This window comes from Streptomyces sp. NPDC057137, from assembly GCF_042670825.1.
Lineage (GTDB): Bacteria > Actinomycetota > Actinomycetes > Streptomycetales > Streptomycetaceae > Streptomyces.
On the sequence record NZ_JBHUUW010000006.1, the window covers coordinates 133,405 to 159,508 of the forward strand.

Sequence of the window (26,104 nt, forward strand, 5' to 3'; positions counted from 1 at the left end):
ACGTGAAACCGCACCACGGGGGTGGGGAAAACCCCAGGGCGAAGACGGATACCGCCCTCATGGTGCGGGCGCCGCCGGCGGATCAGCATGGAGATACGACTTGAAGCCCGACCGCCCCGCTCGCAGAACGGACGACACGATGGCCACGGATTACGGCACGCGGACAGAGCCACGGCGCCACACCCTTCCTCCGGCACTGCGCGCTCCGTTCGAGGCCCGCATGGCGAAGGAGTTCGTCTATCTCCTTCTCAACCTTCCGATGGGCATCCTCTTCTTCGTCTACGTGGTGACGACGCTCTCGCTCAGCGCGGGCCTCCTCGTGACCTTCCTCGGCATTCCGCTGCTGGCCGCCGCGCTCGTCGGCTGCCGGGCCCTGGGCGCGGTCGAGCGGGCCAGGGCGCGGGTCCTGCTCGATCTGGACGTCGCGAGCCCGCTGCCCGTACGGGGGGAGAAGGCCGGAGTGATGTCCTGGGTCGGCGCGGTCCTCAAGAGCGGCGTGTCCTGGCGCCACGTGCTCTACGGCTTCCTGCACTTCCCGTGGGTGCTGTTCTCGTTCGTCACGTCCGTGACCTTCGTGGTCACCAGCTGGAGCCTCTTCCTCTATCCGCTGTGGCAGTGGGTCTTCCCGGAGTATCTGAACCAGGACGGCATCGCGGTCTTCAGCGACGGCTCCCGGGAGTTCTACGTGGACACCCCGTTCGAGATCGCCGCCACCAGCGTCGTGGGTCTCGTCCTCGTCCTCGGCTCGCCGTGGCTGGTCCGTGGACTGACCGGGGTGGACCGGCTGTTGGTCGCCGGTCTGCTGGGCCCGTCCAAGCTGGCGACGCGCGTCTCCGAGCTGGAGTCGGACCGGGGCGTCGTGGTCGACACCGCCGCCGCGGATCTGCGCCGTATCGAGCGTGACCTGCACGACGGGGCGCAGGCCCGGCTGGTGGCGCTGGCCATGGATCTGGGGCTGGCGAAGGAGAAGCTGCTGGCGGACCCGGAGGCGGCGGCCCGGATGGTCGACGAGGCGCACGGCGAGGTCAAGGTCGCGCTTCAGGAGCTGCGGGACCTGGCGCGGGGCATCCACCCGGCGGTCCTCACCGACCGGGGCCTGGACGCCGCGCTCTCCTCCGTCGCCTCGCGCTGCACCGTGCCGGTCCAGGTCGAGGTCGACCTGGAGTACCGCCCGGCGGCGGCCATCGAGGGCATCGCCTACTTCACCGTCTCGGAGCTGCTGCAGAACGTGAGCAAGCACTCCCAGGCCACGCGCGCCTCGGTGGACGTGTGGCGGATGGAGGACCGGCTGATGCTCCAGGTCGCGGACAACGGCCGGGGCGGCGCCAACACCTCGTCGGGCAGCGGCCTGGCCGGTCTCGCGGAGCGGCTCGACTCGGTGGACGGGATCCTGGTCGTGAACTCGCCGGTCGGCGGGCCGACGACGGTGACAGCGGAGCTGCCCTGGCGGAAGTGACGCCTCCGAGGACCAGGAGACTCGAAGACATACGTACGCGGCTGCGGCGCACCGGACCTGGTCCGGTGCGCCGGAGGCGCGTCCAGCGCGTCCATCGCTTCGATCGCTTCGATCGGTTCCCGGTCGGTGGGCGCACGGCGATACGAATACTGGGATGCTGGGACCGCAGGGCGGACGCGGAGCGCGTACGCACATCGACATGGGGGCTACACGGTCGTGGAGGACAGGGTACGAGTGGTCATCGCCGAGGATTCGGTGCTCCTGCGGGAGGGCCTGACCCGGCTGCTGACCGATCTCGGGCATGACGTGGTCGCCGGTGTCGGGGACGGCGAGGCGCTGATCAAGACCGTCGGCGACCTGGCCCGTGAGGGCGCGGCGCCGGATGTGGTGGTGGCCGACGTACGGATGCCGCCGACGCACACCGACGAGGGGGTGCGGGCGGCGGTGCAGCTGCGCAAGGAGCATCCGGGGATCGGTGTGCTGGTGCTCTCGCAGTACGTGGAGGAGCAGTACGCGACCGAGCTGCTCGCCGGCAGCAGCCGGGGGGTCGGCTATCTGCTGAAGGACCGGGTGGCCGAGGTCCGCGAGTTCGTGGACGCGGTCGTACGGGTGGCCAGGGGCGGCACCGCGCTGGACCCGGAGGTGGTGGCCCAGTTGCTCGGCCGGAGCCGTAAGCAGGACGTGCTGGTCGGCCTGACCCCTCGGGAGCGTGAGGTGCTGGGCCTGATGGCGGAGGGCCGGACGAATTCGGCGATCGCCAGGCAGCTGGTCGTGAGCGACGGCGCGGTGGAGAAGCACGTCAGCAACATCTTCCAGAAGCTGGGCCTGTCCCCGAGTGACGGAGATCACCGCAGGGTGCTGGCCGTGCTGACGTATCTCAACTCATGACCGCGGCCCCGGCTGGACCGGACGCCGCTGTCATATAGCAGGTTCTAGGGGTCCTAGTCCAAAAGACTGAGTTCAAATCGGCACAGACAGGGACGAAGACAGAGCGCCCGGGGGCGGAGAAAATATGGCAAATTGCCACAAGAGGGTGTCTCAAAAAGACGTCCACCATGCGAGCGGTCAAGGGAAGGCGACCCTTACCGACGTAGGGTGGCCCCTGGGTGTGCCGGTCGCGCCGGTCAGCCCCAGCAGCCGCCTCGAGGGAGGTCCAGTTCAGTGACCAGCCAGGTCAGTAGCCCAGCCGAGCAGGCCGACGAGGCTGACGACGCGAGTGACTCCGTCGTCGGCGAACAGCGCACCTTGCCAGGCACGTCCGACGCACCTGACACGGTCGGCGTGGACGGCGCCGTCGGCGTGGACGGCACCGTCGGCACCGTCGGCACGAAGGAAGTCCGCCGTCTGGACCGGGTGATCATCCGTTTCGCGGGTGACTCCGGTGACGGCATGCAGCTGACGGGTGACCGGTTCACCTCGGAGACGGCGTCGTTCGGGAACGACCTGTCGACGCTGCCGAACTTCCCCGCCGAGATCCGCGCGCCCGCAGGCACACTGCCGGGCGTCTCCTCGTTCCAGCTGCACTTCGCCGACCACGACATCCTCACCCCCGGCGACGCGCCGAACGTGCTGGTCGCGATGAACCCGGCCGCGCTCAAGGCGAACATCGCCGATGTGCCGCGCGGCGCCGACATCATCGTCAACACGGACGAGTTCACCAAGCGCCCCATGGCGAAGGTCGGCTATCTCACCTCGCCGCTGGAGGACGGGTCGCTGGAGGCGTACCAGCTCCACCCCGTCCCCCTGACGACGCTGACGATCGAGGCGCTGAAGGAGTTCGGGCTCTCCCGCAAGGAGGCCGAGCGTTCGAAGAACATGTTCGCGCTGGGTCTGCTGTCGTGGATGTACCACCGCCCGACCGAGGGCACGGAGCAGTTCCTGCGGACGAAGTTCGCGAAGAAGCCGAACATCGCCGAGGCCAATGTGGCGGCGTTCCGGGCGGGCTGGAACTTCGGTGAGACGACCGAGGACTTCGCCGTCTCCTACGAGGTCGCCCCCGCCACCAAGGCGTTCCCGACCGGTACTTACCGCAACATCTCCGGGAACCTGGCGCTGTCGTACGGGCTGATCGCCGCGTCCCACCAGGCTGATCTGCCGCTGTACCTCGGGTCGTACCCGATCACCCCGGCGTCCGACATCCTCCACGAGCTGTCGCGCCACAAGAACTTCGGCGTCCGCACCTTCCAGGCGGAGGACGAGATCGCCGCCATCGGCGCGGCGCTCGGCGCCTCCTTCGGCGGCTCCCTCGCCGTGACGACGACCTCCGGACCCGGTGTGGCCCTGAAGTCGGAGACGATCGGTCTGGCGGTGTCGCTGGAGCTGCCCCTGCTGGTGGTGGCGATCCAGCGCGGCGGGCCGTCGACGGGTCTGCCGACCAAGACCGAACAGGCCGACCTGCTCCAGGCGATGTACGGCCGCAACGGCGAGGCGCCGGTGCCGATCGTCGCCCCGCAGACCCCCGCGGACTGCTTCGACGCGGCCATCGAGGCCGCCCGGATCGCGATCACGTACCGCACACCGGTCTTCCTGCTCTCCGACGGCTACCTCGCCAACGGCTCCGAGCCCTGGCGGATCCCCGAGCAGGAGGAACTGCCGGACCTGGGCGTGCAGTTCGCGTCGGGACCGAACCACACGCTGGCCGACGGCACCGAGGTGTTCTGGCCGTACAAGCGTGACCCGCAGACTCTGGCCCGTCCGTGGGCCGTGCCCGGCACGCCCGGTCTCGAACACCGCATCGGCGGCATCGAGAAGCAGGACGGCACGGGCAACATCTCGTACGACCCGGCGAACCACGACTTCATGGTCCGCACCCGCCAGGCCAAGATCGACGGCATCCAGGTGCCGGACCTCGTCGTGGACGACCCGGACGGCGCGCGCACGCTGGTGCTGGGCTGGGGCTCCACGTACGGCCCGATCACCGCCGCCGTCCGCCGGCTGCGCACCAACGGCCACCCGATCGCGCAGGCGCACCTCCGCCACATCAACCCCTTCCCGCGGAATCTGGGCGAGGTGCTGAAGCGTTACGACAAGGTCGTGGTGCCGGAGATGAACCTGGGTCAGCTCGCCACGCTCCTGCGGGCGAAGTTCCTCATCGACGCGCACTCCTACAACCAGGTCAACGGCATGCCGTTCAAGGCAGAACTGCTCGCCACGGCTCTCAAGGAGGCCATCGATGCCTGAGGTCAACGAGCTGCTTTCCCTCGTCCCCAAGGCCGAGGCCAAGCAGTCCATGAAGGACTTCAAGTCCGACCAGGAGGTCCGCTGGTGCCCCGGCTGCGGCGACTACGCCGTGCTGGCCGCCGTGCAGGGCTTCATGCCGGACCTCGGGCTGGCCAAGGAGAACATCGTGTTCGTGTCCGGGATCGGCTGCTCCAGCCGCTTCCCGTACTACATGAACACCTACGGCATGCACTCCATCCACGGACGCGCGCCGGCCATCGCCACCGGGCTCGCGTCCTCGCGCCGCGATCTGTCCGTCTGGGTCGTCACCGGTGACGGCGACGCGCTGTCCATCGGCGGCAACCACCTGATCCACGCGCTGCGACGCAACGTCAACCTGAAGATCCTGCTGTTCAACAACCGGATCTACGGGCTGACGAAGGGCCAGTACTCGCCCACCTCCGAGGTCGGCAAGATCACCAAGTCGACGCCGATGGGTTCGCTGGACGCGCCCTTCAACCCGGTGTCGCTGGCGATCGGCGCCGAGGCGTCCTTCGTGGCCCGCACCGTCGACTCCGACCGCAAGCACCTCACGAGCGTGCTGCGCCAGGCGGCCGACCACCCGGGCACGGCGCTCGTGGAGATCTACCAGAACTGCAACATCTTCAACGACGGTGCCTTCGAGGCGCTGAAGGACAAGGACCGCGCCCTGGAGGCGGTCATCCGCCTGGAGCACGGTGAGCAGATCCGGTTCGGGGCCGACAACGCCAAGGGTGTCGTACGGGACCCGGCAACCGGCGATCTCGTCGTCGTACCGGTGACGGCGGACAACGAGCACCAGATCCTGGTGCACGACGCCCACGCCACCAGCCCCACCACGGCGTTCGCGCTCTCACGGCTCGCCGACCCGGACACGCTGCACCACACGCCGATCGGTGTGCTGCGCAGCGTCCAGCGACCGGTCTACGACACGCTGATGAACGACCAGCTCGACACCGCCGTCGAGCAGCACGGCAAGGGCGACCTGTCGCAGCTGCTCGCCGGCAACGACACGTGGACGGTCGTCGGCTGACACCGCCGACCCGTCCGTACATGCCGGGGCCCGGATCTCGTCCTCCACGAGATCCGGGCCTCGTCGTTGTCCCGGGCCTCGTCGTTGTCCCGGCGCGAAAGGCTGTCATGACCGTATGCCGATACGGACATGACAGCCCGGCCCGCCCGGCGCTACCTTCGTCGAACTGATGTGTGCGGTTCGGGAGGGCCAGTGCCAGTGCCAGAGAAGTCGGACGGCGAGCAGCGGGCGGGATTGCTGTACGGGATCGGCGCCTACGGCATGTGGGGTCTGGTCCCGCTCTTCTGGCCCCTGCTGAAGCCCTCCAGCGCGGTCGAGATCCTGGCCCACCGGATGGTCTGGTCGCTGGCCGTCGTCGTGATCGCGCTGCTCGTGGTGCGCCGGTGGGCGTGGATACGGGAGTTGCTGGGCCGGCCCCGCAAGCTCGGCCTGCTGGTGGTCGCCGCCACCGTGATCAGCGTCAACTGGGGCCTGTACATCTGGTCGGTGAACACCGGTCATGTCGTGGAGGCGTCCCTCGGTTACTTCATCAACCCCCTCGTCACCATCGCCATGGGCGTCCTGCTCCTCAAGGAGCGGCTGCGGCCCGCCCAGTGGGCGGCGGTCTCCGTCGGCCTGCTCGCCGTACTGGTACTGGCGATCGGTTACGGGCAGCCGCCCTGGATCTCGCTCACGCTGGCCTTCTCGTTCGCGACGTACGGCCTGGTGAAGAAGAAGGTCAACATCGGCGGTCTGGAGTCGCTGGCCGCCGAGACCGTGATCCTGTTCGTGCCCGCGCTCGGCTATCTGATCTGGCTCGGGGCCTCCGGGGACGCCACGTTCGGTCCGGAGGGGGCGGGGCACGCCGCGCTGCTGGCGGCCACCGGTGTGGTGACCGCCGTGCCGCTGGTCTGCTTCGGGGCGGCGGCGATACGGGTGCCGCTGTCGACGCTGGGGCTGTTGCAGTATCTGGCGCCGGTCTTCCAGTTCCTGCTCGGGATCCTGTACTTCCACGAGGCGATGCCGGCCGAGCGGTGGGCCGGCTTCGCGCTGGTGTGGGCGGCGCTGACGATCCTGACGTGGGACGCGCTGCGGACGGCCCGGCGTAACAGGGCGGCGGCGGAGGCACTGCGGCGGGCGGCGACCGAGGCGGCGTCGGCGTCGGCGTCGGCGTCGGAAGCCGAGGCGGAAGCCGCGATCCGTGCTCAGTCGCCGGACGGGGCCAAGGCGGTGGGCGGACGCGTGGAGTCGAGTACGTCCGGCGAGTGAGGACCGCGCGGCTTTCGGGGCCGTAGTCCCGCCGCCGTGACCATCAGCCCCAGCAGCACCATCACCACCGGCACCACCAGCGCCGCCCGGAAGGCGCCCAACTCCCCATCCGCGCCTGTCGTCGAGGCCAGGCCGTACACGGCCGTCACCGCCGAGATACCGATCGCCGAACCGAACTGGGTCGACGTGTACAGCAGCCCGCTCGCCAGCCCCTGCTCCTCCGGCGCGACACCGTCCGTCGCCGCGATGGACAGCGGCCCGTACGCCAGCGCGAACGCGACGCCGGTCAGGATCAGCGTCGGGGCCATCAGCCAGAACGACCAGTCCGCGCCGACCGGCAGGAACAGCGCGTACGCCACGGCCGCCGCCGCGAAACCGCCCAGTGCCACCCGTGTGTTGCCGAACCGGTTGACCAGGACGGGCGTGAGGGTCGGGGCGAGGATCGCGTCGAGGCCCATCAGGGCCAGCGCGAGCGAGGTCTCCAGCGACGACCAGCCGCGCAGCTCCTGAAGGTAGAGCGTCGCCATGAACTGGAAGCCGAAGAAGGACCCGAGGAACAGCATCGCGCTCAGATCCGCGCGGACCATCGACGCCTTGCGGAAGATCGCGAGCCGCACCAGCGGGGCGGCCGACCGGCGTTCGACGGCGACGAAGACGTACACCAGCAGCAGTCCGGCGGCGAACGCCCCCACCGTCAGCGGCCATCCTGAACCGCCGTGCTCCAGCCGTACGACGCCGGCGGCCAGCAGCATCATCGCGCCCGCCGCCGCGGCGGCTCCCGGCAGGTCGAAGCCGCTCGGCGTCTTCTCGGGTACCTCGGCGGCGGCCTCGGTACGCGGCAGCAGCCGGAACGCGGCGATCAGGATGGCGCCCGCGAGCAGCACGGGGGCGAAGAACACCCAGCGCCAGCCGATCTGTGTCAGCAGACCGCCGATGACCATGCCGAGCGAGAAGCCGCCGGCGGCCGTACCGGCGAAGACCAGCAGGGCGCGGTTGCGCTGCGGCCCCTCCTCGTAGGAGGTGGTGATGATCGACATCGCCGCCGGGGTCATGAAGGCGGCGGACACGCCGGTGACGAACCGGGCGACGAGCAGCATCCAGCCCTCGGTCGCGAAGCCGCCGAGGCCGGAGAAAAGCATGAAGACCGTGAGCCAGACGAGGAACATCCGGCGCCGTCCGAGCAGATCGGCGGCGCGCCCGCCGAGCAGGGTGAATCCGGCGTAGCCGAGGATGTACGCGCTGATCACCCAGGCCGCGGTGCCGGTCGACAGGCCGAGATCGGCCCGGATCGAGGGGATGGCGACGGCGAGCATGGCGATGTCGATGCCCTCAAGGAAGATCGTTCCACTCAGGACCAGCAGCAGTGCCCAGGCCCGTGCGGACAGGGCTGGGACCGCGGTGGCGGATGGCATGACTGTCTCCTCGGATCGGTTACCCACGCGAGGGTCGGTTCCCTCTTGTAACCGTCCCGATCCTGCGGCACCATCAGGTGCCATGGAAGAAGGCACTTTGAAGTCACCGAGGCACCCTGCGGGTACCGTGACCGCCGCCGCCACCACCGTTTCCGCAGCCGCCGTTTCCGCTGCCGCCGCGTCCGTCGCCGTCGGAGCCGCCGCAGTCGGAGCCGCCGCCGCGCGCTGCGACTACGGAGACGCGGACCCCTTCCAGTGGGACACCCGCGAGGACTGCGAGGTACGGCAGATCCTCGACCGGATCGGCGACAAGTGGTCGCTGCTGGTCATCGCCCTGCTCGACCTGAACACGCTGCGCTTCACCGAGCTGCGCCGGGAGATCGACGGCATCAGCCAGCGCATGCTGACGGTGACGCTGCGGCAGTTGGAGCGCGACGGCCTCGTGAAGCGCACGGTGCATCCGGTGGTGCCGCCGCGCGTGGAGTACCAACTGACGCCGATGGGGCGGACGTTGCACACGACGATCAACGCGCTGGTGGTCTGGACCGAGGAGCACCAGAACCAGATCGCGTCGGCGCGCGAGGACTACGACCGGCGCGCGGCGGAGGCGGCGGAAGCGCTCTGACGGATCGGTGTGGTCGATGTGATCGGCGTGTTCGCCGGGTGCGATGACGGGCGGGCGCTACGACTGGTCCCATGACCCTGCACTGGAAACTCGTCATCGATACGACCGATCCGCACAGCCAGGCCGACTTCTGGGCCGGGGCCCTGGGTTACGAGGTCGAGGACAACAGCCCGTTGATCGAGCGGCTGCTGGGCATCGGAGCCGTACCGATCGAGCAGACGGTCGATTCGCACGGCCGCCGGGCGTGGCTCGATCTCACCGCCGTCCGCCATCCGGACGACCCCTTCGACCCGGACACGGGCGAGGGCGCCGGCAGGCGCATCCTCTTCCAGCGCGTACCGGAGACGAAGGCCGGCAAGAACCGCGTCCACCTCGACGTACACGCGCCGGAGGGACGGCGCGCGGTGGAGGTGGCCAGGCTGGAGGGGCTGGGCGCGACGGCTCTGTACGAGGCGAACGAGCCCGGGGGTGTGTGGGTGACAATGACGGACCCGGAGGGCAACGAGTTCCGCGTGCAGTAGGAACGCCCGGTCCCGGGTGCCTCAGGGGGCGCCCGGCGCCGGCAGGCGCAGCGTCCACTCCCGCTGTTCGGCGGTGTCCGGGACCGCGAGACCGCGGGCCTTCTCAAGGGCGGCCCACGCGGTGTCCTGGTCGGTGCCGCCCAGGATCAGCAGGGCGGCCGCCAGGAGTGAGGCGCGGCCTATGCCGGCCCGGCAGTGGGTGCCCACATGCGCGCCGTCCGCGAGTCGGGCGGCCAGTTCGCGCAGCGTCGGGAGAATCGCGGCCAGGTCCGGCGGGGTCGTGCGGTCGGGGATGGGGACGGAGACGAAGCGCAGGCCGGCCGCGCCGGCCGCTCGTTCCTCGTCGGACAGACCCAACTCGTCGCGTTCGGCCGCTGTGAGCGCGCAGACCAGGACATCGACGCCCGCGTCGCGCAGGCCCCGCATCTCGTCGTCCAACCAGTCGGCTCCCCGAGGTTTGGCCATGGTGCTCAGACGTCCGGGGCCGGGCAGGTCGACGGTGAACAGCGTGGGTCGCATGTCAGCAGCATAAGTATCCGTAAGTCGAACACGCGTGTCCGATTCCCGCCCTTGACGCTGAGTCAAGCGTGCATTGACCATCAGCACGCATCATGCGCACCACCTTCCGTCAGTCCCCATACGGAATCCGGAGCCCCCACCCATGAAGCTCAGATCGCTCTCCGTTCCCGCCCGTACCGTCCTCGTCAGCGCGCTCGCGATCGGCGGGCTGCTCGCGTCCGTCGCTCCCGCCGCGACGGCGTCACCGGCCCCCGCCACCACCACGGCGACGTCGAAGGCGCTCGCCGCCCCCGACATATCCCTCGCCAACGTGAAGGCGCACCTCACCCAGTTCTCCTCGATAGCCGCCGCCAACGGCGGCAACCGCGCCCACGGCCGCCCCGGCTATCTGGCGTCGGTCAACTACGTGAAGGGCAAGCTGGACGCGGCCGGGTTCACCACCTCCGTACAGCAGTTCACCTCCGGCGGGCGCGTCGGCTACAACCTGATAGCCGACTGGCCCGGCGGCGACCCCAACCAGGTCCTGATGGCCGGAGCCCACCTCGACTCGGTGACCTCGGGCGCCGGGATCAACGACAACGGGTCCGGCTCGGCCGCCGTACTGGAGACCGCGCTCGCGGTGTCCAGGGCCGGGCTCCAGCCGACGAAGCATCTGCGGTTCGGCTGGTGGGGCGCGGAGGAGCTGGGGCTCGTCGGCTCCCGCTACTACGCGAACAACCTGCCGACCGCCGAGCGCGCGAAGCTCGACGGCTATCTCAACTTCGACATGATCGGCTCGTCGAACGCCGGTTACTTCGTCTACGACGACGACCCGGCCATCGAGCAGACCTTCAAGACCTACTTCGCCGGACTGGGCGTCCCGACGGAGATCGAGACCGAGGGCGACGGCCGCTCGGACCACGCCTCCTTCATGAGCATCGGCGTACCGGTCGGCGGGCTGTTCACCGGCGCCGGGCGTACGAAGACGAGTGCCCAGGTCCAGAAGTGGGGCGGCACGGCCGGCCAGGCCTTCGACCGCTGCTACCACTCGTCGTGCGACACGACGGCGAGCATCAACGACACGGCGCTGGACCGCAACAGCGATGCCGTCGCCTACGCGATCTGGGAGCTGGGGACCTGACCCCTCGTAGCATCGTCAGCCGCTGAAGTCGTTGAAGTCGCTAAAGCCGCTGAAGTCGCTGACCCGCTGACCTCACGCACTGATGTCCTTCGCCGTGAAACGCGCCCAGGCCGCCGAGCCGAACACGGCCGCGTACACGCCCTGCAGGCCGAGATTCTTCAGCACGTCGTCCCAGTAGAACGGCTCGCGGAGCAGATCGGCGAAGGACAGCCAGTAGTGCGGGAAGAGATACGGGTGGATCCCGTGCAGCTGCGGGATCGTGTCCAGGATCTGCACCGTGATCACCAGCCCGACCGTCGTCGCCATGGCCGCGATACCGCTGCTGGTGAGGGTCGAGACGAACAGGCCGAGCGCCGCGAGCCCGATCAGTGAGGCGGCGACGACCAGCGCGATCAGCAGCGCCCTGACCAGCCCGTCGCCGAACGAGATGCGTGTGCCGGAGATGGTCGTGACCTCGCCGAGCGGGAAGAGCAGCGCCCCCACGATCAGCGCGGAGACCGCCACCGCCAGGGTCGCGGCCAGGCAGAACACCAGCGTCGCGGCGTACTTGACCAGCAGGAGCCGGGTCCGGCCCGCCGGTGCGACCAGCAGATAGCGCAGGGTGCCCGCGTTCGCCTCGCCCGCGACCGCGTCGCCCGCGATGACGCCGACCGCCATCGGGAGGAAGACCGGCAGCGTCGCGGCGAGCGCGGCGAAGACCAGGAACAGCCCGTTGTTGGTGATCTGCGTCAGGAAGGCCGGGCCGCCCCCTCCCCCGCCGGGCCCGACGGAGCCGCCGTCGCTCGTCTCTATCTTGATGGCGATGCCGATCAGGACCGGTACGGCGGCCAGCACGCCCAGCAGCGCGAGGGTGCGCCAGCGGCGGAAGGTCGTGGTCAGCTCGGAGCGGAGGAGCCCGAGCGTCCAGAGCGGCGATACGGGACGGGCCCCGGCGCCGCCCGGAGCCGTACCCGCCTCCGTACTGACGTCCTCAACCTTCACGTCCTCAGCCCGCGACATCGAATCCCTCCCCGGTCAGCGCCACGAACGCGTCCTCCAGCGACGCCCGTTCGACCCCGAAGGCCCGCACGCGCACCCCCGCCCGTACGAGCCCCGCGTTGAGGTCGGCCGGCTCGGCCGGATCCCCCTCGCCGGACACCGGCAGCTCCCCGCTCACCCGGTCCCCGGCCACCGTCACATCGGTGACGCCCAGCTCCTTCAGCACCCGCGCCGCGTCCGCCGGATCGGGCGTCGTGACCGCCAGCCGCCCCCGGGTGCCGGCCGCCAGCTCGGGGACCGTGCCCTGGGTCAGCAGCCGCCCGCGCGCCATCACGGCGGCGTGCGTGCAGACCTGCTCGATCTCGTCCAGCAGATGTGAGGAGAGGAAGACCGTCGTGCCCTCCCGCGCCAGCTCGCGCACGAGCGCCCTGATCTCGCGCATGCCCTGCGGGTCGAGGCCGTTCGTCGGCTCGTCGAGCACCAGGAGCTTTCGCGGCTGGAGCAGTGCGGCGGCGAGCGCGAGCCGCTGCTTCATACCGAGCGAGTACGCCTTCGCCTTCTTGCCGCCCGCCGCCGTGAGCCCGACGCGCTCCAGCGCCCCGGCCACCCGGGCCCGCCGGGTGCGCGGATCGGCGGTCGGGTCGGCGGAGTCGTACCGCAGGAGATTGTCGCGGCCGTTCAAGTACCCGTACAGCGCGGGGCCTTCGATCAGCGCGCCCACCTGCGGCAGTACGGCCCTGGCGGCGCGCGGCATGGCGCGGCCGAGGACCGACGCGGTGCCCGCGGTCGGTTCTATGAGGCCCATCAGCATGCGGATGGTGGTGGTCTTGCCGGAGCCGTTGGGGCCGAGGAAGCCGAAGACGCTGCCGGCCGGTACGGCGAGGTCGAGACGGTCGACCGCGAGCTGCCCGCCCCGGTAGCGCTTGGTGAGCCCGTGTGTCTCTATGACGACGGTCATCCCGCGCCCATCCCTTCTCCCGCCCCATGTACTCCGGTGCGTCCGCGGACAGCGGTCCGCCCCGCCGTACGGAGCGTACGACGGGGCGGGCCACCTGTGCGTGGTGCTTCGCGCTACTTCGCCTCGTTGGCCGCCTTCACCAGCGCGTCCTTGGTGACCGCGCCGACGAAGACCTTGCCGTCGTCCGTCATCAGGGCGTTCACCAGGCGCGTCTTGAAGACCGTGCCCGAACCGAACTTCCCGTCGACCTTGTCGCCCAGCGCGTTCATGAACTGCTCCGCCTGGGCGGGCATGTCCTTCGACACGGCGCCCGGTCCCTTGGCGCCGGTGTCGAGCTGGACCACGGTGGTCCAGCCCTCGCCGATGACGTTCGGCTCCGTCCCGAGGTCCTTGGCGTCCTTGGGCGCCTTGTGGGCCTGGTCCTTGCCCGCGGCCTTCGACTCGTCGGCCTCCGTCACCTTCGCGCCCTTGGGGGGCGAGAAGTCGAAGGTGGACGCGGCCGGCTTCGAGAAGTCGACCTTGGTGAAGCCGACGTCGATCGCGGCCTTGCCACCGCTGCTCGGCTGGAGCGTGAACTTCAGCGGCGTACCGGTCTCGGAGTCGACCGCCACCTTGACGGAGCCGACCGTCGAGCCGTCCTGCTTGGGCTTGATCAGCAGCTGGTAGGCGTCACGGCCCGCGATCCGCGCCGTGCCGTCGACGGTCACCGAGGTGGTGTCGCCCGCGGCCTTCAGTGCCTCCTTGGCGAAGTCCTGGGGCGTGGCGGGCAGGTCCTTCGGCGCGACCTGGTCCTTGCCCTTCTCGCCCTTCTCGCCCTTCTCGCCCTTTTCCGAGCCCTTCGCGTCCGCAGGCGCCTTGGCGTGGTACGCCTCGTTGGAGGCGCTGTCGTACGCCCACACCTCGTCGCCGTTGCGGATCAGGCTGTACTCGGCGGCGCTGTCGAGGATCGACACGCGCTGCTTGTCGGGTCCGTCGGCGGCGACGCGCAGCGTGTGCTCGCCGGTGGCCAGCTCCATCAGCCGGCCGGTCGGCTCCGCGGCCGAACCGCCGTCCTTGTCGCCGTCGGCTCCGCCCTTCGGCGCGAGCGCTCCGGCGGCCGAACCACCGAGGTCGCCGAGGCTCCCCAGCGACGGGATACCGAGGTCCGTGGTGATCTTGACCGTGCCGGACAGCTGTTCGGTGTCGGACGCGGCGATCTTCTCGATCAGCTTCTCCGCGCTGATCTTCGGCAGGTCCGGATCGCCCGACGCGGCGAGAGCCGGGACGAGGCCGATGGTGGCCGCCGCGATTCCCGCGACCGCGACCGGGACGACATAGCGCGCCGCTCTGCGACGGCCCGCCGGAACATCCCCGGTCTCGCCGGTCTCGCCGGTGATCTGTGCGCTGTCGTTCGGTGCCATGTGTGCCCTACCTCCGTGGTCGGCGGCTTCCGTCCCTTGCACTCGTCCACCCCTTGCCGCCATTCTCACTCGAATTGGTCCGGGGTGGTGCTCTCCATAAGACCAAATCGGCTAATCGGAAGCGTCACCCCGCAGAGGCAACCTCGCGTACTGCTCTGGGATGACAGTCGCCGCCGCCAACTCCCCCATCCAGTAGGGGACGGGGGAATCCGGCCTCGGGGACGACGCGACAGGACTCGAACGGGCGTCGAACGGGCGCCGAAGGGGCGTCAACGGGGCATCGACGGAGACGCCGACGGGACGTCAACAGGACCTCAACGGGCGGGATCAGCCCGCCCGGTGGACCACCGCGTCGCACAGCTCCAGCAGCGCGGACTTCGCGTAGCACTCCGGCAGCGGCGCCAGCGCCGCCCGCGCCTCCTCGGCGTACCGGACGGTGTCCCGCCGTGCCTGCTCCAGCGCCGGGTGGGCGCGCAGCCTGCGCAGCGCCTCCCCGTGCCGGGCGTCGTCCGTCAGGTCGCCGTCCAGCAGCTCCACCAGCTCGATGTCCTCCGGGCGGCCGTGCGCCTGCGCCTGGGCGCGCAGCAGCAGCACCGGCAGCGTGGGGATGCCCTCGCGGAGGTCGGTGCCGGGGGTCTTGCCGGACTCGTGGGAGTCGCTGGCGATGTCCAGGACGTCGTCGGCGAGCTGGAAGGCGACGCCGAGCCGCTCGCCGTACTGGGTGAGGATGTCGATGACCGTCTCGTCCGCGCCGGACGTCAGCGCGCCGAAGCGGCCGGACACGGCGAACAGCGCGCCGGTCTTGCCGGCGAGCACGTCGAGGTAGTGGCCGACCGGGTCGCGCCCGTCGCGCGGTCCGGCCGTCTCCAGGATCTGACCCGTCACCAGCCGCTCGAACGCCTCGGCCTGGATCCGTACGGCCTCGGGGCCGAGGTCCGCCAGGATGTACGAGGCGCGCGCGAAGAGGAAGTCGCCGGTGAGGACCGCGACGGAGTTGCCCCAGCGGCTGTTGGCGCTGTCCACACCTCGGCGTACGTCCGCCTCGTCCATCACGTCGTCGTGGTAGAGCGTCGCCAGGTGGGTCAGCTCGACGACCACGGCGGCCGGGACGATCCCCGGGGCGTACGGGTCACCGAACTGGGCCGCCAGCATCACGACCAGCGGCCGGAACCGCTTGCCGCCGGCGCGCACCAGATGCTGCGCCGCTTCCGTGATGAAAGGGACCTCGCTCTTGGTGGCTTCGAGGAGACCCGCCTCCACGGCCGACAATCCGCTCAGGACATCGGCTTCAAGAGCCGGGTCCCGCACGCTCAGCCCGAACGGCCCGACGACGGTCACGAGGGGTACTCCTGTCTGCTGACGATCACATGGATTGTCGATGTGTCGCTGCTGTCATTCAAGTCAGCGTATCCGGTCGAGTTTCGATCACCATGGGCGCCTTCCCGGCTCCGCCCGTATGTTCGTGATCAGTAAATACGACCCGAACTGACCCCGTTTGTCCGCACCCCTGCCCGTTCGGGCTACCGCCGGTACGGTGCCCCAACACCCCACCACACTCAGGCCCTTTCGGTCATTGCGCGCTTTTCACCACTGCCGCCGCTGGGCAACACCGACGTAACGTGTCCAGCATCGATCCGGAAAGCGAGGCAGCACCGATGCCCGAGCAGAGCCCGCTCGAACTGGCCGAGGGTGACCCCTTCGGTCCGCACAACCTCCCGTACGGCGTCTTCACCACGGCCGACGAGCCCGAGCGCCGTCGGCTCGGGGTCCGTGTCGGCGGCCATGTGCTCGACGCGGGAGCCGCCGCGCACGCGCTGGGCTCCCCGTACGCCGCGCTGCTGGACCGGCCAAGTCTCAACCCGCTGATGGCCGCGGGACGCACCGCCTGGCGCGATGTCCGCCGGGCCCTCACCGCCTGGGTCACGGTGCCCGCCCACCGCCCGGACATAGAGCCCCTGCTGCACCCGCTCGGCTCGGTCACGATGCATCTGCCGTACGAGGTCGCCGACTATGTCGACTTCTACGCGAGCGAGCACCACGCCACCAACGTGGGCCGGATCTTCCGCCCCGACGGTGACGCGCTGACCCCCAACTGGAAGCATCTGCCGATCGGTTACCACGGCAGGGCGGGCACGATCGTCGTCTCGGGTACGGACGTGACGCGCCCGTCCGGGCAGCGCAAGGGGCCCGCCGACCCGGCGCCCGTCTTCGGGCCCTCCGTCAAGCTCGACATCGAGGCGGAGGTCGGCTTTGTCGTCGGCACGCCCTCGCGGCAGGGCAGCCCGGTGGAGCTGGCGTCCTTCCGTGACCATGTCTTCGGCCTCTCCCTGCTCAACGACTGGTCGGCGCGGGACATCCAGGCCTGGGAGTACGTTCCGCTCGGCCCGTTCCTCGGCAAGTCCTTCGCCACGTCCGTCGCCGCCTGGGTGACCCCGCTGGAGGCTCTGGACGCGGCCCGCGTGGCGCCCCCGGCCCGTACCGACGGCCTGCTCCCCTATCTGGACGACGCGGACGACGAGGAGCCGGGCGGCTTCGACCTGCGGATCTCCGTATCCCTCAACGGACAGGTGATCTCCGAACCGCCGTTCTCCACGATGTACTGGACGGCGGCGCAGCAGCTGACCCATATGACGGTCAACGGCGCCTCGCTCCGTACGGGCGACCTGTACGGCTCCGGCACCGTCAGCGGCGCCCGGCGCGAGGAGCGCGGCTCCCTCCTCGAACTCACCTGGAACGGCACGGAACCCCTCGAACTGCCCGCCGGCAAGCGGACGTTCCTGGAGGACGACGACGAGGTCACCCTGACAGCCTGGGCCCCGGGCCCGGACGGCACCCGCGTCGGCCTCGGCGAGGTGACGGGCCGGATCGTCGCGGGATGAGCACGGCACGACCGTTCAGGCGACCGCTCCTCCTACTGGGCGTACTGCTGCTCGTCCTGCTGACGGCGCTCGCCCTCAGGGGCCGTGGGGACGAGCCCGGTTACGCGGAGGGCTATGCCTTCGGCCGGGACAAGGGCCCTCGCGGCCATCTGGGCGGGGCCGACGCGTCCGACACGGGGGCCGCCCAGTCCGAGTGCGGCGAGCACGCGGAGACCGACGGCGTCACGACGAACGACGTCTGGATGGCCGGCTGCGTGGACGGCGCACTCGGACTCCCGAAGACACCCCCGGACTCCTGAGCCGGGCATCCCGCTCAGGCGACGGTGATATCGCGCGGGATGTCCGGCTTGTTGACGCAGCCCAGCTCCGCACTCAGCTTCCGGGCGAACGCTGAGGCCGTCTTCTGCCGGAGGGTTTCGTCGAACTTCGGCATTCCCTTGCCCCAGACCGACACTCCCAGCGGAAGATCCTTCTCCTGCTGCTTGTGCGCGCCCGGAACCTCGCACGGGAAGACGAGTTCGAGCCTGCGGCCCTCCCGTACGGTCGCTGTTACGTCACCTGCAGTACCGCGCCACTCGTATGACTCATTTCCGCCATTGACAGGAAACGACGTCCAGCGCACCTCCGAGGTAAAACGCTTACCATAATCCGAGATCGATATCCGACACGGCGATTCTCCACCCATATGCGCAAAACTCTCGGGCTCCCAGGCACGAGCCTTTGAAGTCAGCGCGGCCGTCAGATCCTCGACCGGATAGCTCTCGTCTTCGATCTGCAACTGACCTTCGCCCATCTGATCCTCAAGGGCATCGATATTCTTGGCCCCGAAGAGCTCATTGCAAGTACTCCAGCCGATGCTGCCCTTCTCTCGCTTGGGTGGCTCGCTTGAACATCCGGCCACGAGCAGGACCATGACTATGCCGCACCCAACCGGCCACAGGCGAACCGTCTTCATCATCAGCTCACCTTCTCCGCGTCGCCAATAATATCCTTACCGTCCCTGTAGGATCCTTCAAAAACCGCGGCCAGGGCTCTTTTCTCGGTCAAGTCCATTCCAGCGGAATCGGCATATCTGAGCACAGGGTTCAATGCCGCAGCCTCGGCGATCTCTTCGTGAGTCTGAACCTCTCGCAGAGCTTCGGGGTCATTCTTGAACTCGTTGTCCTTGAGATACTGAAGCGTGTGGTTTCCATAAGCGGTATTGACCGCCTCCCCACCCGTCTCCATCAGCAGAGGGACTGCGGTCGCAACCACGACACCCGCAGCGGGCCCCACAACGAGCGCGCTTCCGACTCCGACCACGCCGGCCACTCCGGCACCCACACCGAACTTCCGCCATTCACCCTTCTGCTCTTCGAGCAGATCCTTCTCTTCCTCCGTGCCTTTGAACTCCTCGCGAATAAAATGAGAGCGGGATTCGTCGAGAATGCCGTGCACCTTGGCCGCATTTTGAGTGAAAGCTGTCCCGGAGTCACGGTCCCCTTCGAATGCGGCGAACCCGCTGGCCGTGAAGACCTGCTGCGCGGAGGAGAGTGCCTTGTATCCCTCTTCGTCTCCTGCGGCCACCATCATGAAGTTACGGGCGGCCTTTTCCCCGAAGTCCGTCCGTTCGGACCCGTCACTGCTGTTGGCGAACAGCGCACCACGCCCCAGCTCGTCCCCGGCCCCACCGAAGTTGTTCGTGGAGTAGTTCAGGTCGTCGATGTACGCGGCTCCCATACGACCGAGACTGTCCTTCATCACGTCACGCGGTTGGGCATCCGAGTCCGCACCGTAGACCTCGATGACCCTCTTCATGATCGCGGCCGTGTCCTCGTCCCGGCGCAGCACAGGGTTTGCGGCGTCCCAGGCATGGCCGGTCGTGGCTGCTTCCAGTGCGTGACCCAGCGCGTCCGGGCCTCCGTTGGTGACCTTCTCGTCGGATCCGGAACCTACGGGCTGAAGAGAGTCAGGCGGCCACTCGAAGTCCTTCTTGGTCAGTTCATCGAAGTAGTTGTAGTCGAGCGACTTGTCCTTGTTGACGGAGCCGTCCTCGTTGTAGACGGTCGGGCTCTCGTCGGAGAAGAACTTCTTTGCCGCGTCCGGGCTGTGCCCCAGCGCTTCCATGACACTGGTCAGCGGATCGTATCCGGCACCGGTCTTTCCCGACGGGTTGAAGCCGTAGTCGAGATCTCCTGCCGTCAGCGGCTTGTTCGACATGAAGCGGTTGGGATCGTTGTGATGTGTCTGGACTATATGCTCGGCGATGGGATTGATGAAGCGCGCATCGTAGTTTCCGTACCTGAGCAGGCCGCCGAGGACCTGGTATCCGTATGGGGATACCGGCCCACCCCGGGCGAGTTCGAGGCGCTGATTTCCAAGTTCACGGAACTCTTTCTGCCAACTCGCAGGCAGATGGGATTTGTTGTCCGGGTCGGTGGCCGACGCCAGGGCGGTGCCCATGTTGCGCTGGAGTTCCTTGGTCAGTTCGAGCCGTGACTTGTCGTCCCCCACGGTGCCGGCCAGCGACATCTCCGCGTAGAACTCAAGAGTCTTCTTCGGCCCGCCGAGCGTCTGGTAGAAGGCGGTCGAGAAGTCGGAGTCCTTCGCGTTGTACTTCATGATGGCGTTGAACTCAGCGAGCTGCTTCTCGCTCGTCTTCGTGCCGAGCTGGGCCAGTTCACCCGCCCGCTCCTGCTGGGCGTCGTCCAGCGACGAGTACGACTTTGTGGCCGAAGTTGTTCGGGTCGCTGTCGGCCTCTGCGTGGGCGTCGGTGAACTCTTTTGCCGTCTTCGCCACGAACCCCCGTGTCACCTGCGCATTGCTCCCGGACCACCGAGCGGAATCCGACTTCGCCAACAGCCCGGATTTGGCATCACCCGCAAGAGTCTTGAGGTGGGCGACGGTCTTCTGCCAGTCCGAGACCGCTGCGCCGAGCTTGCCGAGGTCGACCTCGGCCACATCCAGGAAGGTAAGGCTGCCCACCACGAATCTCCCTACTTGAAGTACTCGTTGATCCGTGACACGGGTACTGCGGAACCGTCATCGGTCCGGAGCGACGCCCGGATCTGCTCTTCATCCCTGGCATGTGACGCCTTGGTGTAGTCGAGATGATTGGAGATGTGGGCGCAGGCCTGAAGCAGTGTCTTCAACTGAGCGCTCCAGGTCTCCACCGTTGTCTCCAAGGCCGGGCCCAGGGCGAAGTTGTGGCTCTTGAGTGAGGCGGCGGCCTGCATGGTGGTGCCTGCGCCGTCCTTGTTCATGCCCGCACCAGCGATGTCCGCCTGCTTCCCGAGGTGGTCATGCAGCTTGAATGCCTCGTTGCCCACGGCGCCCAGGTCGTCCTGGTTGACGACCAGATCACCCTGCACGCCACTCGGGTTGCCCCCGCCGCCCCCTGGGTCCGCCGGCAACTGGTTGAGCTGCATGCCCTGCTTCTCGGCCGCCTCAGCCTTCAGTTGATCCCACTCGCCCCACGGCATCCAGCGATCCCTTCCCCCATGGACACGGCTACTCCTGCCAGCTCACTGTGTGTTGACAAGTTATCAACTCACCGGAGCCCTGGTCCGGGCGGCAGGTAGGCAGGCAGGCACAGCAGGGGGCCCGGCACCTTGGTGAACGAGGTGCCGGGCCCCTTGCAACGCGTACCGGAACTACCGCACGAAGACGCCCGCCTGGCTTGCCAGGTCCAGGAAGTACTGGGGCGCGAGGCCCAGTACCAGGGTGACCGCGACGCCCACCCCGATCGTCGTCATCGTCAGTGGCGAGGGCACGGCGACCGTGGGGCCGTCCGCCTTCGGCTCGCTGAAGAACATCAGCACGATGACCCGGATGTAGAAGAACGCGGCGATCGCCGACGAGATCACACCGACCACGACCAGCGAACCGGCCCCGCCGTCCGCCGCCGCCTTGAAGACGGCGAACTTGCCGGAGAAGCCCGAGGTCAGCGGAATGCCGGCGAAGGCGAGCAGGAAGATCGCGAAGACCGCGGCCACCAGTGGTGAACGCCGGCCGAGCCCCGCCCACTTGGACAGGTGCGTGGCCTCGCCGCCCGCGTCGCGCACCAGTGTGACGACGGCGAACGCGCCGACCGTCACGAAGGAGTACGCCGCCAGATAGAAGAGGACGGAGGAGATGCCCTCGTCGTTCATCGCGATGACACCGGCCAGGATGAAGCCCGCGTGCGCGATCGACGAGTACGCCAGGAGGCGCTTGATGTCCGTCTGGGTGATGGCGACGATCGCGCCGAACAGCATCGTGGCGATCGCGACACCGAACATGACCGGCCGGTAGTCCCAGCGCAGGCCCGGCAGGACGACGTAGAGCAGCCGCAGCAGCGCGCCGAACGCGGCCACCTTCGTCGCGGCGGCCATGAAGCCGGTGACCGGCGTGGGCGCGCCCTGGTAGACGTCCGGGGTCCACATGTGGAACGGCACCGCGCCGACCTTGAAGAGCAGGCCCATGAGGATCATCGCGGCGCCGATGAGCAGCAGCGCGTCGTTGCCCATGGTGTCCGCGAGGACCGGGTCGACGGTGCCGACCGAGCCGTCGACGACGGCGGCGATGCGCGCGTACGTCACCGAGCCCGCGTAGCCGTACAGCAGTGCGATGCCGAAGAGCAGGAACGCGGAGGAGAAGGCGCCGAGGAGGAAGTACTTCACCGCGGCCTCCTGCGACATGAGCCGCTTGCGGCGGGCCAGGGCGCAGAGGAGGTAGAGCGGGAGGGAGAAGACCTCCAGCGCGATGAAAAGCGTCAGCAGGTCGTTGGCGGCGGGGAAGACCAGCATGCCCGCCACCGCGAACAGCATGATCGGGAAGACCTCGGTGGTGGTGAACCCGGCCTTGACGGCCGCCTTCTCGCTCTCGCTGCCGGGCACCGAGGCGCCCTGGGCGGCGAACGAGTCGATGCGGGTGCCGTGGCTCTCCGGGTCGAGCCTGCGCTCGGCGAAGGTGAACACGGCGACGACCGACGTCAGGAGGATGACGCCCTGCAGGAACAACGCGGGGCCGTCCACCGCGATCGCGCCCATGGCCGCGAGGTGCGCCTTGGTGCTGCCGTAGCCGCCCGCCGCCAGGGCGACCACCGCGGCGAACGCGGCGGCCAGGGCGACGACCGAGAGGAAGAGCTGCGCGTAGTAGCGCCCCTTCCGGGGGACGAAGGCCTCAAGGAGGATGCCGACGACCGCGGCGCCCAGCACGATCAGCACCGGAGCCAGTTGCGCGTATTCGATCTTGGGGGCCTGGATCTTGTCGATCCCCTGGGCCGCCGTCGTTGTCCACAGGCTGTGGACAGCTGTCGCACTCACGGGGCTGCCTCCACCTCGGGCTTGGGGTCGGTCTTATGGACGTCACTCATGGTGTGCTCCACCGCCGGGTTCACGATGTCGGTCAGCGGCTTCGGGTAGACGCCCAGGAAGAGAAGGAGCGCGATCAGCGGGGTGACGACCGCCAGCTCACGGAGCTTCAGGTCCGGCATGTGGCGGACCGACTCGTTCACCGGGCCCGTCATCGTGCGCTGGTAGAGGACCAGGACGTAGAGCGCGGCGAGCACGATACCGATGGTCGCGATGATGCCGATCACCGGATATCTGCTGAACGTGCCGACCAGGACCAGGAATTCACTCACGAACGGGGCGAGCCCCGGTAGCGAGAGGGTCGCCAGACCACCGATCAGGAACGTGCCGGCCAGGACGGGCGCGACCTTCTGCACCCCGCCGTAGTCCGAGATGAGCCGCGAACCGCGCCGCGAGATCAGGAAGCCCGCGACCAGCAGCAGCGCGGCCGTCGAGATTCCGTGGTTGATCATGTAGAGCGTCGCGCCCGACTGGCCCTGGCTGGTCATCGCGAAGATGCCCATGATGATGAAGCCGAAGTGCGAGATCGACGCATAGGCGATGAGCCGCTTGATGTCACGCTGGCCGACCGCGAGCAGCGCCCCGTAGATGATGCTGATCAGCGCCAGCACCAGGACCACGGGGGTGGCCCACTTGGACGCCTCCGGGAAGAGCTGGAGGCAGAAGCGCAGCATCGCGAACGTGCCGACCTTGTCGACCACCGCGGTGATCAGGACGGCGACGGGCGCGGTGGCCTCGCCCATGGCGTTGGGCAGCCAGGTGTGCACCGGCCACAGCGGCGCCTTGATGGCGAAGGCGAAGAAGAAGCCCAGGAAGAGCCACCTCTCCATGCCCGTCGACATGTCCAGCGTGCCGTTGGCCCTGGCCTCGGCGATCTCGGCCAGCGAGAACGTCCCCGTCTGCGTGAACAGACCGATGACGGCGGCCAGCATGATCAGGCCGCCGGCCAGGTTGTAGAGGAGGAACTTCACGGCCGCGTACGACCGCTGGGTGGCTCCGGCCTCGTCGCCGCCCGCGTGGGCCCGGTCCCCGAAGCCGCCGATGAGGAAGTACACCGGGATGAGCATGGCTTCGAACAGGATGTAGAAGAGGAAGACGTCGGTGGCCTCGAAGGAGAGGATCACCATCGCCTCGACCATCAGGATCAGGGCGAAGAAGCCCTGCGTCGGCCGCCAGCGGGAGCTTTTCGTCTCCAGCGGGTCGGCGTCGTGCCAGCCCGCGGCGATGACGAAGGGGATCAGCAGGGCGGTGAGCGCCATCAGCGCCACGCCGATGCCGTCCACGCCCAGTTCGTATCTGACCCCGAAGTCGGAGATCCAGGCGTGGGACTCCGTCAGCTGGTAGCGGTCGCCACCGGGTTCGAAGCGGACCAGCGCGATCGCCGCCAGTACGAGCGTGGCGAGCGAGAAGGCCAGCGCGATCCACTTGGCGGCGGTGCGCCGGGCGGCCGGAACGGCCGCCGTGACGATCGCGCCGATCGCCGGGACGGCTGCCGTCGCCGTCAGAAGGGGGAACGACATTTGATTACACCGCCCTCATCAGCAGGGTCGCGGCGATGAGCACTGCCGTACCTCCGAACATCGAGACCGCGTAGGAGCGGGCGTAGCCGTTCTGCAGCTTGCGCAGCCGGCCGGAGAGCCCGCCGAACGACGCCGCGGTGCCGTTGACGACACCGTCGACCAGGGTGTGGTCGACGTACACGAGCGAGCGGGTGAGGTGCTCGCCGCCGCGGACCAGGACCACATGGTTGAAGTCGTCCTGGAGGAGATCGCGGCGGGCGGCGCGGGTGACCAGCGAGCCGCGCGGCGCGCTGACCGGCACCGGCTTGCGGCCGTACTGGAGATACGCGACACCGACGCCGATGAGCAGCACCACGACCGTGCAGGTGGTGACGGCCGCCGCGCTGATCGGCGGGTGGCCGTGCTCGAACTGGGTGACCGGCTCAAGCCACTTCACGAACGACTCGTCGATCGAGAAGAGACCGCCCGCGAAGACCGAGCCGAAGGCGAGGACGATCATCGGGATCGTCATCGACTTGGGCGACTCGTGCGGCTTCGGCTCGTTGCCGGCCGCGTCCGGCTGCCAGCGCTTCTCGCCGAAGAAGGTCATCAGCATCACGCGCGTCATGTAGTACGCCGTGAGGGCCGCGCCCAGCAGGGTGACGGCGCCGAGGATCCAGCCCTCGGTGCCTCCCTTGGCGAACGCCGCCTCGATGATCTTGTCCTTCGACCAGAAGCCGGAGAGACCGGGGAAGCCGATGATCGCGAGATAGCCGAGACCGAAGGTGACGAAGGTGACCGGCATGTACTTGCGCAGGCCTCCGTACTTCCGCATGTCCACCTCGTCGTTCATGCCGTGCATGACCGAGCCGGCGCCGAGGAACAGCCCCGCCTTGAAGAAGCCGTGCGTCACCAGGTGCATGATCGCGAAGACGTAGCCGATGGGGCCGAGGCCCGCGGCGAGGATCATGTAGCCGATCTGGGACATCGTCGAGCCCGCGAGGGCCTTCTTGATGTCGTCCTTCGCGCAACCGACGATCGCACCGAAGAGGAGCGTGACCGCTCCGACGATCACGACCACCAGCTGGGCGTCCGGCGAGGCGTTGAAGATCGCGCCGGACCGGGTGATCAGATACACGCCCGCCGTCACCATCGTCGCCGCGTGGATCAGGGCCGAGACCGGGGTCGGGCCCTCCATCGCGTCGCCGAGCCAGGACTGGAGCGGCACCTGCGCCGACTTGCCGCAGGCCGCGAGCAGCAGCATCAGGCCGATGCCGGTGATCGTGCCGCCGCTCGCCTCACCGGTGGACTCCAGGACGGGCCCGAAGGCGAACGTGCCGAAGGTGGTGAACATCAGCATGATCGCGATCGACAGACCCATGTCGCCGACGCGGTTGACCAGGAACGCCTTCTTGGCCGCCGTGGCCGCGCTGGGCTTGTGCTGCCAGAAGCCGATGAGCAGGTACGACGCGAGGCCGACGCCCTCCCAGCCGAAGTACAGCAGCAGGTAGTTGTCCGCGAGGACCAGCAGCAGCATCGCGGCGAGGAACAGGTTCAGATAGCCGAAGAAGCGGCGGCGCCGCTCGTCGTGCTCCATGTACCCGATGGAGTAGATGTGGATCAGGGTGCCGACGCCGGTGATCAGCAGCACGAACGTCATGGACAGCTGGTCGAGCTGGAAGGCGATGTCCGCTTGGAAGCTCTCGACGGGAACCCAGCTGAACAGGTGCTGGTGCAGGGCGCGTTCCTCGCCGCCCTTGCCCAGCATGTCCGCGAACAGCACGACGCCGATCACGAAGGAGGCAGCCGCCAGCAGCGTGCCGAGGATATGGCCCACCCGGTCGAAACGCCGCCCGCCGCACAGCAGAAGACCTGCTCCGAGCAGGGGCGCCGCGATGAGCAGCGCAATCAGATTCTCCACGAT

The 26,104-nt window shown here is 68.6% G+C and carries 22 protein-coding genes and 1 pseudogene; 10 read left to right on the plus strand and 13 right to left on the minus strand.

Annotated elements, in window-relative coordinates:
* Positions 1-139: 139 nt before the first annotated feature.
* The 5 genes from ACFT9I_RS07865 (at position 140) to rarD (ending at position 6,935) form a co-directional block, all read left to right on the plus strand.
* The gene (locus ACFT9I_RS07865; protein ID WP_382561853.1) at positions 140-1,456 is read left to right on the plus strand and encodes a sensor histidine kinase; all 1,317 of its coding nucleotides are present in this window, start codon (positions 140-142) and stop codon (positions 1,454-1,456) included.
* A 216-nt stretch (positions 1,457-1,672) separates the two neighbouring features.
* The gene (locus ACFT9I_RS07870; protein ID WP_329076666.1) at positions 1,673-2,344 is read left to right on the plus strand and encodes a response regulator transcription factor; all 672 of its coding nucleotides are present in this window, start codon (positions 1,673-1,675) and stop codon (positions 2,342-2,344) included.
* Positions 2,345-2,617: 273 nt separating this feature from the next.
* Complete coding sequence (locus tag ACFT9I_RS07875) at positions 2,618-4,636, plus strand: 2-oxoacid:acceptor oxidoreductase subunit alpha (RefSeq protein WP_382561855.1); 2,019 nt, start codon at positions 2,618-2,620, stop codon at positions 4,634-4,636.
* Complete coding sequence (locus ACFT9I_RS07880; RefSeq protein WP_382561857.1) at positions 4,629-5,687, plus strand: 2-oxoacid:ferredoxin oxidoreductase subunit beta; 1,059 nt, start codon at positions 4,629-4,631, stop codon at positions 5,685-5,687. Before ACFT9I_RS07875 ends, ACFT9I_RS07880 begins: the two co-directional genes overlap by 8 nt.
* Positions 5,688-5,948: 261 nt before the next feature.
* Positions 5,949-6,935, plus strand: coding sequence for an EamA family transporter RarD (gene rarD, locus ACFT9I_RS07885; RefSeq protein ID WP_382561972.1), 987 nt, complete (start codon positions 5,949-5,951; stop codon positions 6,933-6,935).
* On the opposite strand, the gene ACFT9I_RS07890 is transcribed toward rarD, so the two are convergent.
* The gene (locus tag ACFT9I_RS07890) at positions 6,872-8,347 is read right to left on the minus strand and encodes an MFS transporter (protein ID WP_382561859.1); all 1,476 of its coding nucleotides are present in this window, start codon (positions 8,345-8,347) and stop codon (positions 6,872-6,874) included. The two genes, rarD and ACFT9I_RS07890, sit on opposite strands and share 64 nt — an antisense overlap.
* A gap of 82 nt (positions 8,348-8,429) precedes the next feature.
* On the opposite strand from ACFT9I_RS07890, the gene ACFT9I_RS07895 reads away from it, so the two are divergent.
* The gene (locus tag ACFT9I_RS07895; RefSeq protein ID WP_382561861.1) at positions 8,430-8,972 is read left to right on the plus strand and encodes a winged helix-turn-helix transcriptional regulator; all 543 of its coding nucleotides are present in this window, start codon (positions 8,430-8,432) and stop codon (positions 8,970-8,972) included.
* A 71-nt stretch (positions 8,973-9,043) separates the two neighbouring features.
* Positions 9,044-9,493 carry a VOC family protein gene (locus ACFT9I_RS07900; RefSeq protein WP_382561863.1) on the plus strand — a complete coding sequence of 150 codons (450 nt, stop codon included), beginning with the start codon at positions 9,044-9,046 and terminating at the stop codon, positions 9,491-9,493.
* Between the two features lie 21 nt (positions 9,494-9,514).
* Here the strand turns inward: ACFT9I_RS07900 and ACFT9I_RS07905 are convergent, their stop codons facing one another.
* A complete protein-coding gene (locus ACFT9I_RS07905; protein ID WP_382561865.1) occupies positions 9,515-10,012 on the minus strand; it encodes a tyrosine protein phosphatase in 498 nt (165 codons plus the stop codon).
* Between the two features lie 142 nt (positions 10,013-10,154).
* Here ACFT9I_RS07905 and ACFT9I_RS07910 point away from each other — a divergent pair.
* Positions 10,155-11,123: pseudogene (locus ACFT9I_RS07910) on the plus strand (M28 family metallopeptidase); the annotation flags it as partial.
* Between the two features lie 81 nt (positions 11,124-11,204).
* Here the strand turns inward: ACFT9I_RS07910 and ACFT9I_RS07915 are convergent.
* The 4 genes from ACFT9I_RS07915 to ACFT9I_RS07930 all read right to left on the minus strand — a co-directional run bounded on the left by ACFT9I_RS07915 (position 11,205) and on the right by ACFT9I_RS07930 (position 15,806).
* Positions 11,205-12,131 (minus strand): ABC transporter permease, encoded by a 927-nt coding sequence (locus tag ACFT9I_RS07915; RefSeq protein ID WP_382561866.1) that lies wholly within the window; start codon positions 12,129-12,131, stop codon positions 11,205-11,207.
* Positions 12,118-13,068, minus strand: a complete 951-nt coding sequence (locus tag ACFT9I_RS07920) for an ATP-binding cassette domain-containing protein (protein ID WP_382561868.1) — start codon at positions 13,066-13,068, stop codon at positions 12,118-12,120. Before ACFT9I_RS07920 ends, ACFT9I_RS07915 begins: the two co-directional genes overlap by 14 nt.
* Before the next feature lie 113 nt (positions 13,069-13,181).
* Entirely contained in the window at positions 13,182-14,468 is a 1,287-nt protein-coding gene (locus ACFT9I_RS07925) for an outer membrane lipoprotein carrier protein LolA (protein WP_382561870.1), read from the minus strand.
* Positions 14,469-14,795: 327 nt separating this feature from the next.
* Positions 14,796-15,806, minus strand: a complete 1,011-nt coding sequence (locus ACFT9I_RS07930; protein WP_382561872.1) for a polyprenyl synthetase family protein — start codon at positions 15,804-15,806, stop codon at positions 14,796-14,798.
* A gap of 317 nt (positions 15,807-16,123) precedes the next feature.
* Between ACFT9I_RS07930 and fahA the strand changes: the two genes are divergently transcribed.
* Positions 16,124-17,347, plus strand: a complete 1,224-nt coding sequence (gene fahA / locus ACFT9I_RS07935) for a fumarylacetoacetase (protein ID WP_382561874.1) — start codon at positions 16,124-16,126, stop codon at positions 17,345-17,347.
* The gene (locus ACFT9I_RS07940) at positions 17,344-17,646 is read left to right on the plus strand and encodes a hypothetical protein (protein WP_382561876.1); all 303 of its coding nucleotides are present in this window, start codon (positions 17,344-17,346) and stop codon (positions 17,644-17,646) included. Before fahA ends, ACFT9I_RS07940 begins: the two co-directional genes overlap by 4 nt.
* A 14-nt stretch (positions 17,647-17,660) precedes the next feature.
* Here ACFT9I_RS07940 and ACFT9I_RS07945 read toward each other — a convergent pair whose 3' ends face one another.
* The 7 genes from ACFT9I_RS07945 to nuoL form a co-directional block, all read right to left on the minus strand.
* Complete coding sequence (locus tag ACFT9I_RS07945) at positions 17,661-18,305, minus strand: hypothetical protein (protein ID WP_382561878.1); 645 nt, start codon at positions 18,303-18,305, stop codon at positions 17,661-17,663.
* Positions 18,305-19,948, minus strand: a complete 1,644-nt coding sequence (locus ACFT9I_RS07950) for a hypothetical protein (protein WP_382561880.1) — start codon at positions 19,946-19,948, stop codon at positions 18,305-18,307. The genes ACFT9I_RS07945 and ACFT9I_RS07950 overlap by 1 nt, the downstream gene beginning before the upstream one ends.
* A gap of 58 nt (positions 19,949-20,006) precedes the next feature.
* Positions 20,007-20,312, minus strand: coding sequence for a hypothetical protein (locus tag ACFT9I_RS07955; protein ID WP_382561881.1), 306 nt, complete (start codon positions 20,310-20,312; stop codon positions 20,007-20,009).
* 11 nt (positions 20,313-20,323) lie between these two features.
* On the minus strand, positions 20,324-20,809 hold the full coding sequence (locus ACFT9I_RS07960) for a hypothetical protein (protein WP_382561883.1): 486 nt from the start codon (positions 20,807-20,809) through the stop codon (positions 20,324-20,326).
* 171 nt (positions 20,810-20,980) lie between these two features.
* A complete protein-coding gene (nuoN, locus tag ACFT9I_RS07965) occupies positions 20,981-22,633 on the minus strand; it encodes an NADH-quinone oxidoreductase subunit NuoN (RefSeq protein ID WP_382561885.1) in 1,653 nt (550 codons plus the stop codon).
* The gene (locus tag ACFT9I_RS07970; RefSeq protein ID WP_382561887.1) at positions 22,630-24,201 is read right to left on the minus strand and encodes an NADH-quinone oxidoreductase subunit M; all 1,572 of its coding nucleotides are present in this window, start codon (positions 24,199-24,201) and stop codon (positions 22,630-22,632) included. Before ACFT9I_RS07970 ends, nuoN begins: the two co-directional genes overlap by 4 nt.
* Positions 24,202-24,205: 4 nt before the next feature.
* On the minus strand, positions 24,206-26,101 hold the full coding sequence (gene nuoL, locus ACFT9I_RS07975; RefSeq protein ID WP_382561889.1) for an NADH-quinone oxidoreductase subunit L: 1,896 nt from the start codon (positions 26,099-26,101) through the stop codon (positions 24,206-24,208).
* Positions 26,102-26,104: the final 3 nt, after the last annotated feature.

What these genes read in the sequence shown, in the direction of transcription:
- ACFT9I_RS07865 (WP_382561853.1), top strand. Translation starts at nt 140, where the DNA reads ATGGCCACGGATTACGGCACGCGGACAGAGCCACGGCGCCACACCCTT.
- ACFT9I_RS07880 (WP_382561857.1), top strand. Translation starts at nt 4,629, where the DNA reads ATGCCTGAGGTCAACGAGCTGCTTTCCCTCGTCCCCAAGGCCGAGGCC.
- rarD (WP_382561972.1), top strand. Translation starts at nt 5,949, where the DNA reads ATGTGGGGTCTGGTCCCGCTCTTCTGGCCCCTGCTGAAGCCCTCCAGC.
- ACFT9I_RS07890 (WP_382561859.1), bottom strand. Translation starts at nt 8,347, where the DNA reads ATGCCATCCGCCACCGCGGTCCCAGCCCTGTCCGCACGGGCCTGGGCA.
- ACFT9I_RS07895 (WP_382561861.1), top strand. Translation starts at nt 8,430, where the DNA reads ATGGAAGAAGGCACTTTGAAGTCACCGAGGCACCCTGCGGGTACCGTG.
- ACFT9I_RS07900 (WP_382561863.1), top strand. Translation starts at nt 9,044, where the DNA reads ATGACCCTGCACTGGAAACTCGTCATCGATACGACCGATCCGCACAGC.
- ACFT9I_RS07905 (WP_382561865.1), bottom strand. Translation starts at nt 10,012, where the DNA reads ATGCGACCCACGCTGTTCACCGTCGACCTGCCCGGCCCCGGACGTCTG.
- ACFT9I_RS07915 (WP_382561866.1), bottom strand. Translation starts at nt 12,131, where the DNA reads ATGTCGCGGGCTGAGGACGTGAAGGTTGAGGACGTCAGTACGGAGGCG.
- ACFT9I_RS07920 (WP_382561868.1), bottom strand. Translation starts at nt 13,068, where the DNA reads ATGACCGTCGTCATAGAGACACACGGGCTCACCAAGCGCTACCGGGGC.
- ACFT9I_RS07925 (WP_382561870.1), bottom strand. Translation starts at nt 14,468, where the DNA reads ATGGCACCGAACGACAGCGCACAGATCACCGGCGAGACCGGCGAGACC.
- fahA (WP_382561874.1), top strand. Translation starts at nt 16,124, where the DNA reads ATGCCCGAGCAGAGCCCGCTCGAACTGGCCGAGGGTGACCCCTTCGGT.
- ACFT9I_RS07940 (WP_382561876.1), top strand. Translation starts at nt 17,344, where the DNA reads ATGAGCACGGCACGACCGTTCAGGCGACCGCTCCTCCTACTGGGCGTA.
- ACFT9I_RS07945 (WP_382561878.1), bottom strand. Translation starts at nt 18,305, where the DNA reads ATGATGAAGACGGTTCGCCTGTGGCCGGTTGGGTGCGGCATAGTCATG.
- ACFT9I_RS07950 (WP_382561880.1), bottom strand. Translation starts at nt 19,948, where the DNA reads ATGAAGTACAACGCGAAGGACTCCGACTTCTCGACCGCCTTCTACCAG.
- ACFT9I_RS07960 (WP_382561883.1), bottom strand. Translation starts at nt 20,809, where the DNA reads ATGCCGTGGGGCGAGTGGGATCAACTGAAGGCTGAGGCGGCCGAGAAG.
- ACFT9I_RS07970 (WP_382561887.1), bottom strand. Translation starts at nt 24,201, where the DNA reads ATGTCGTTCCCCCTTCTGACGGCGACGGCAGCCGTCCCGGCGATCGGC.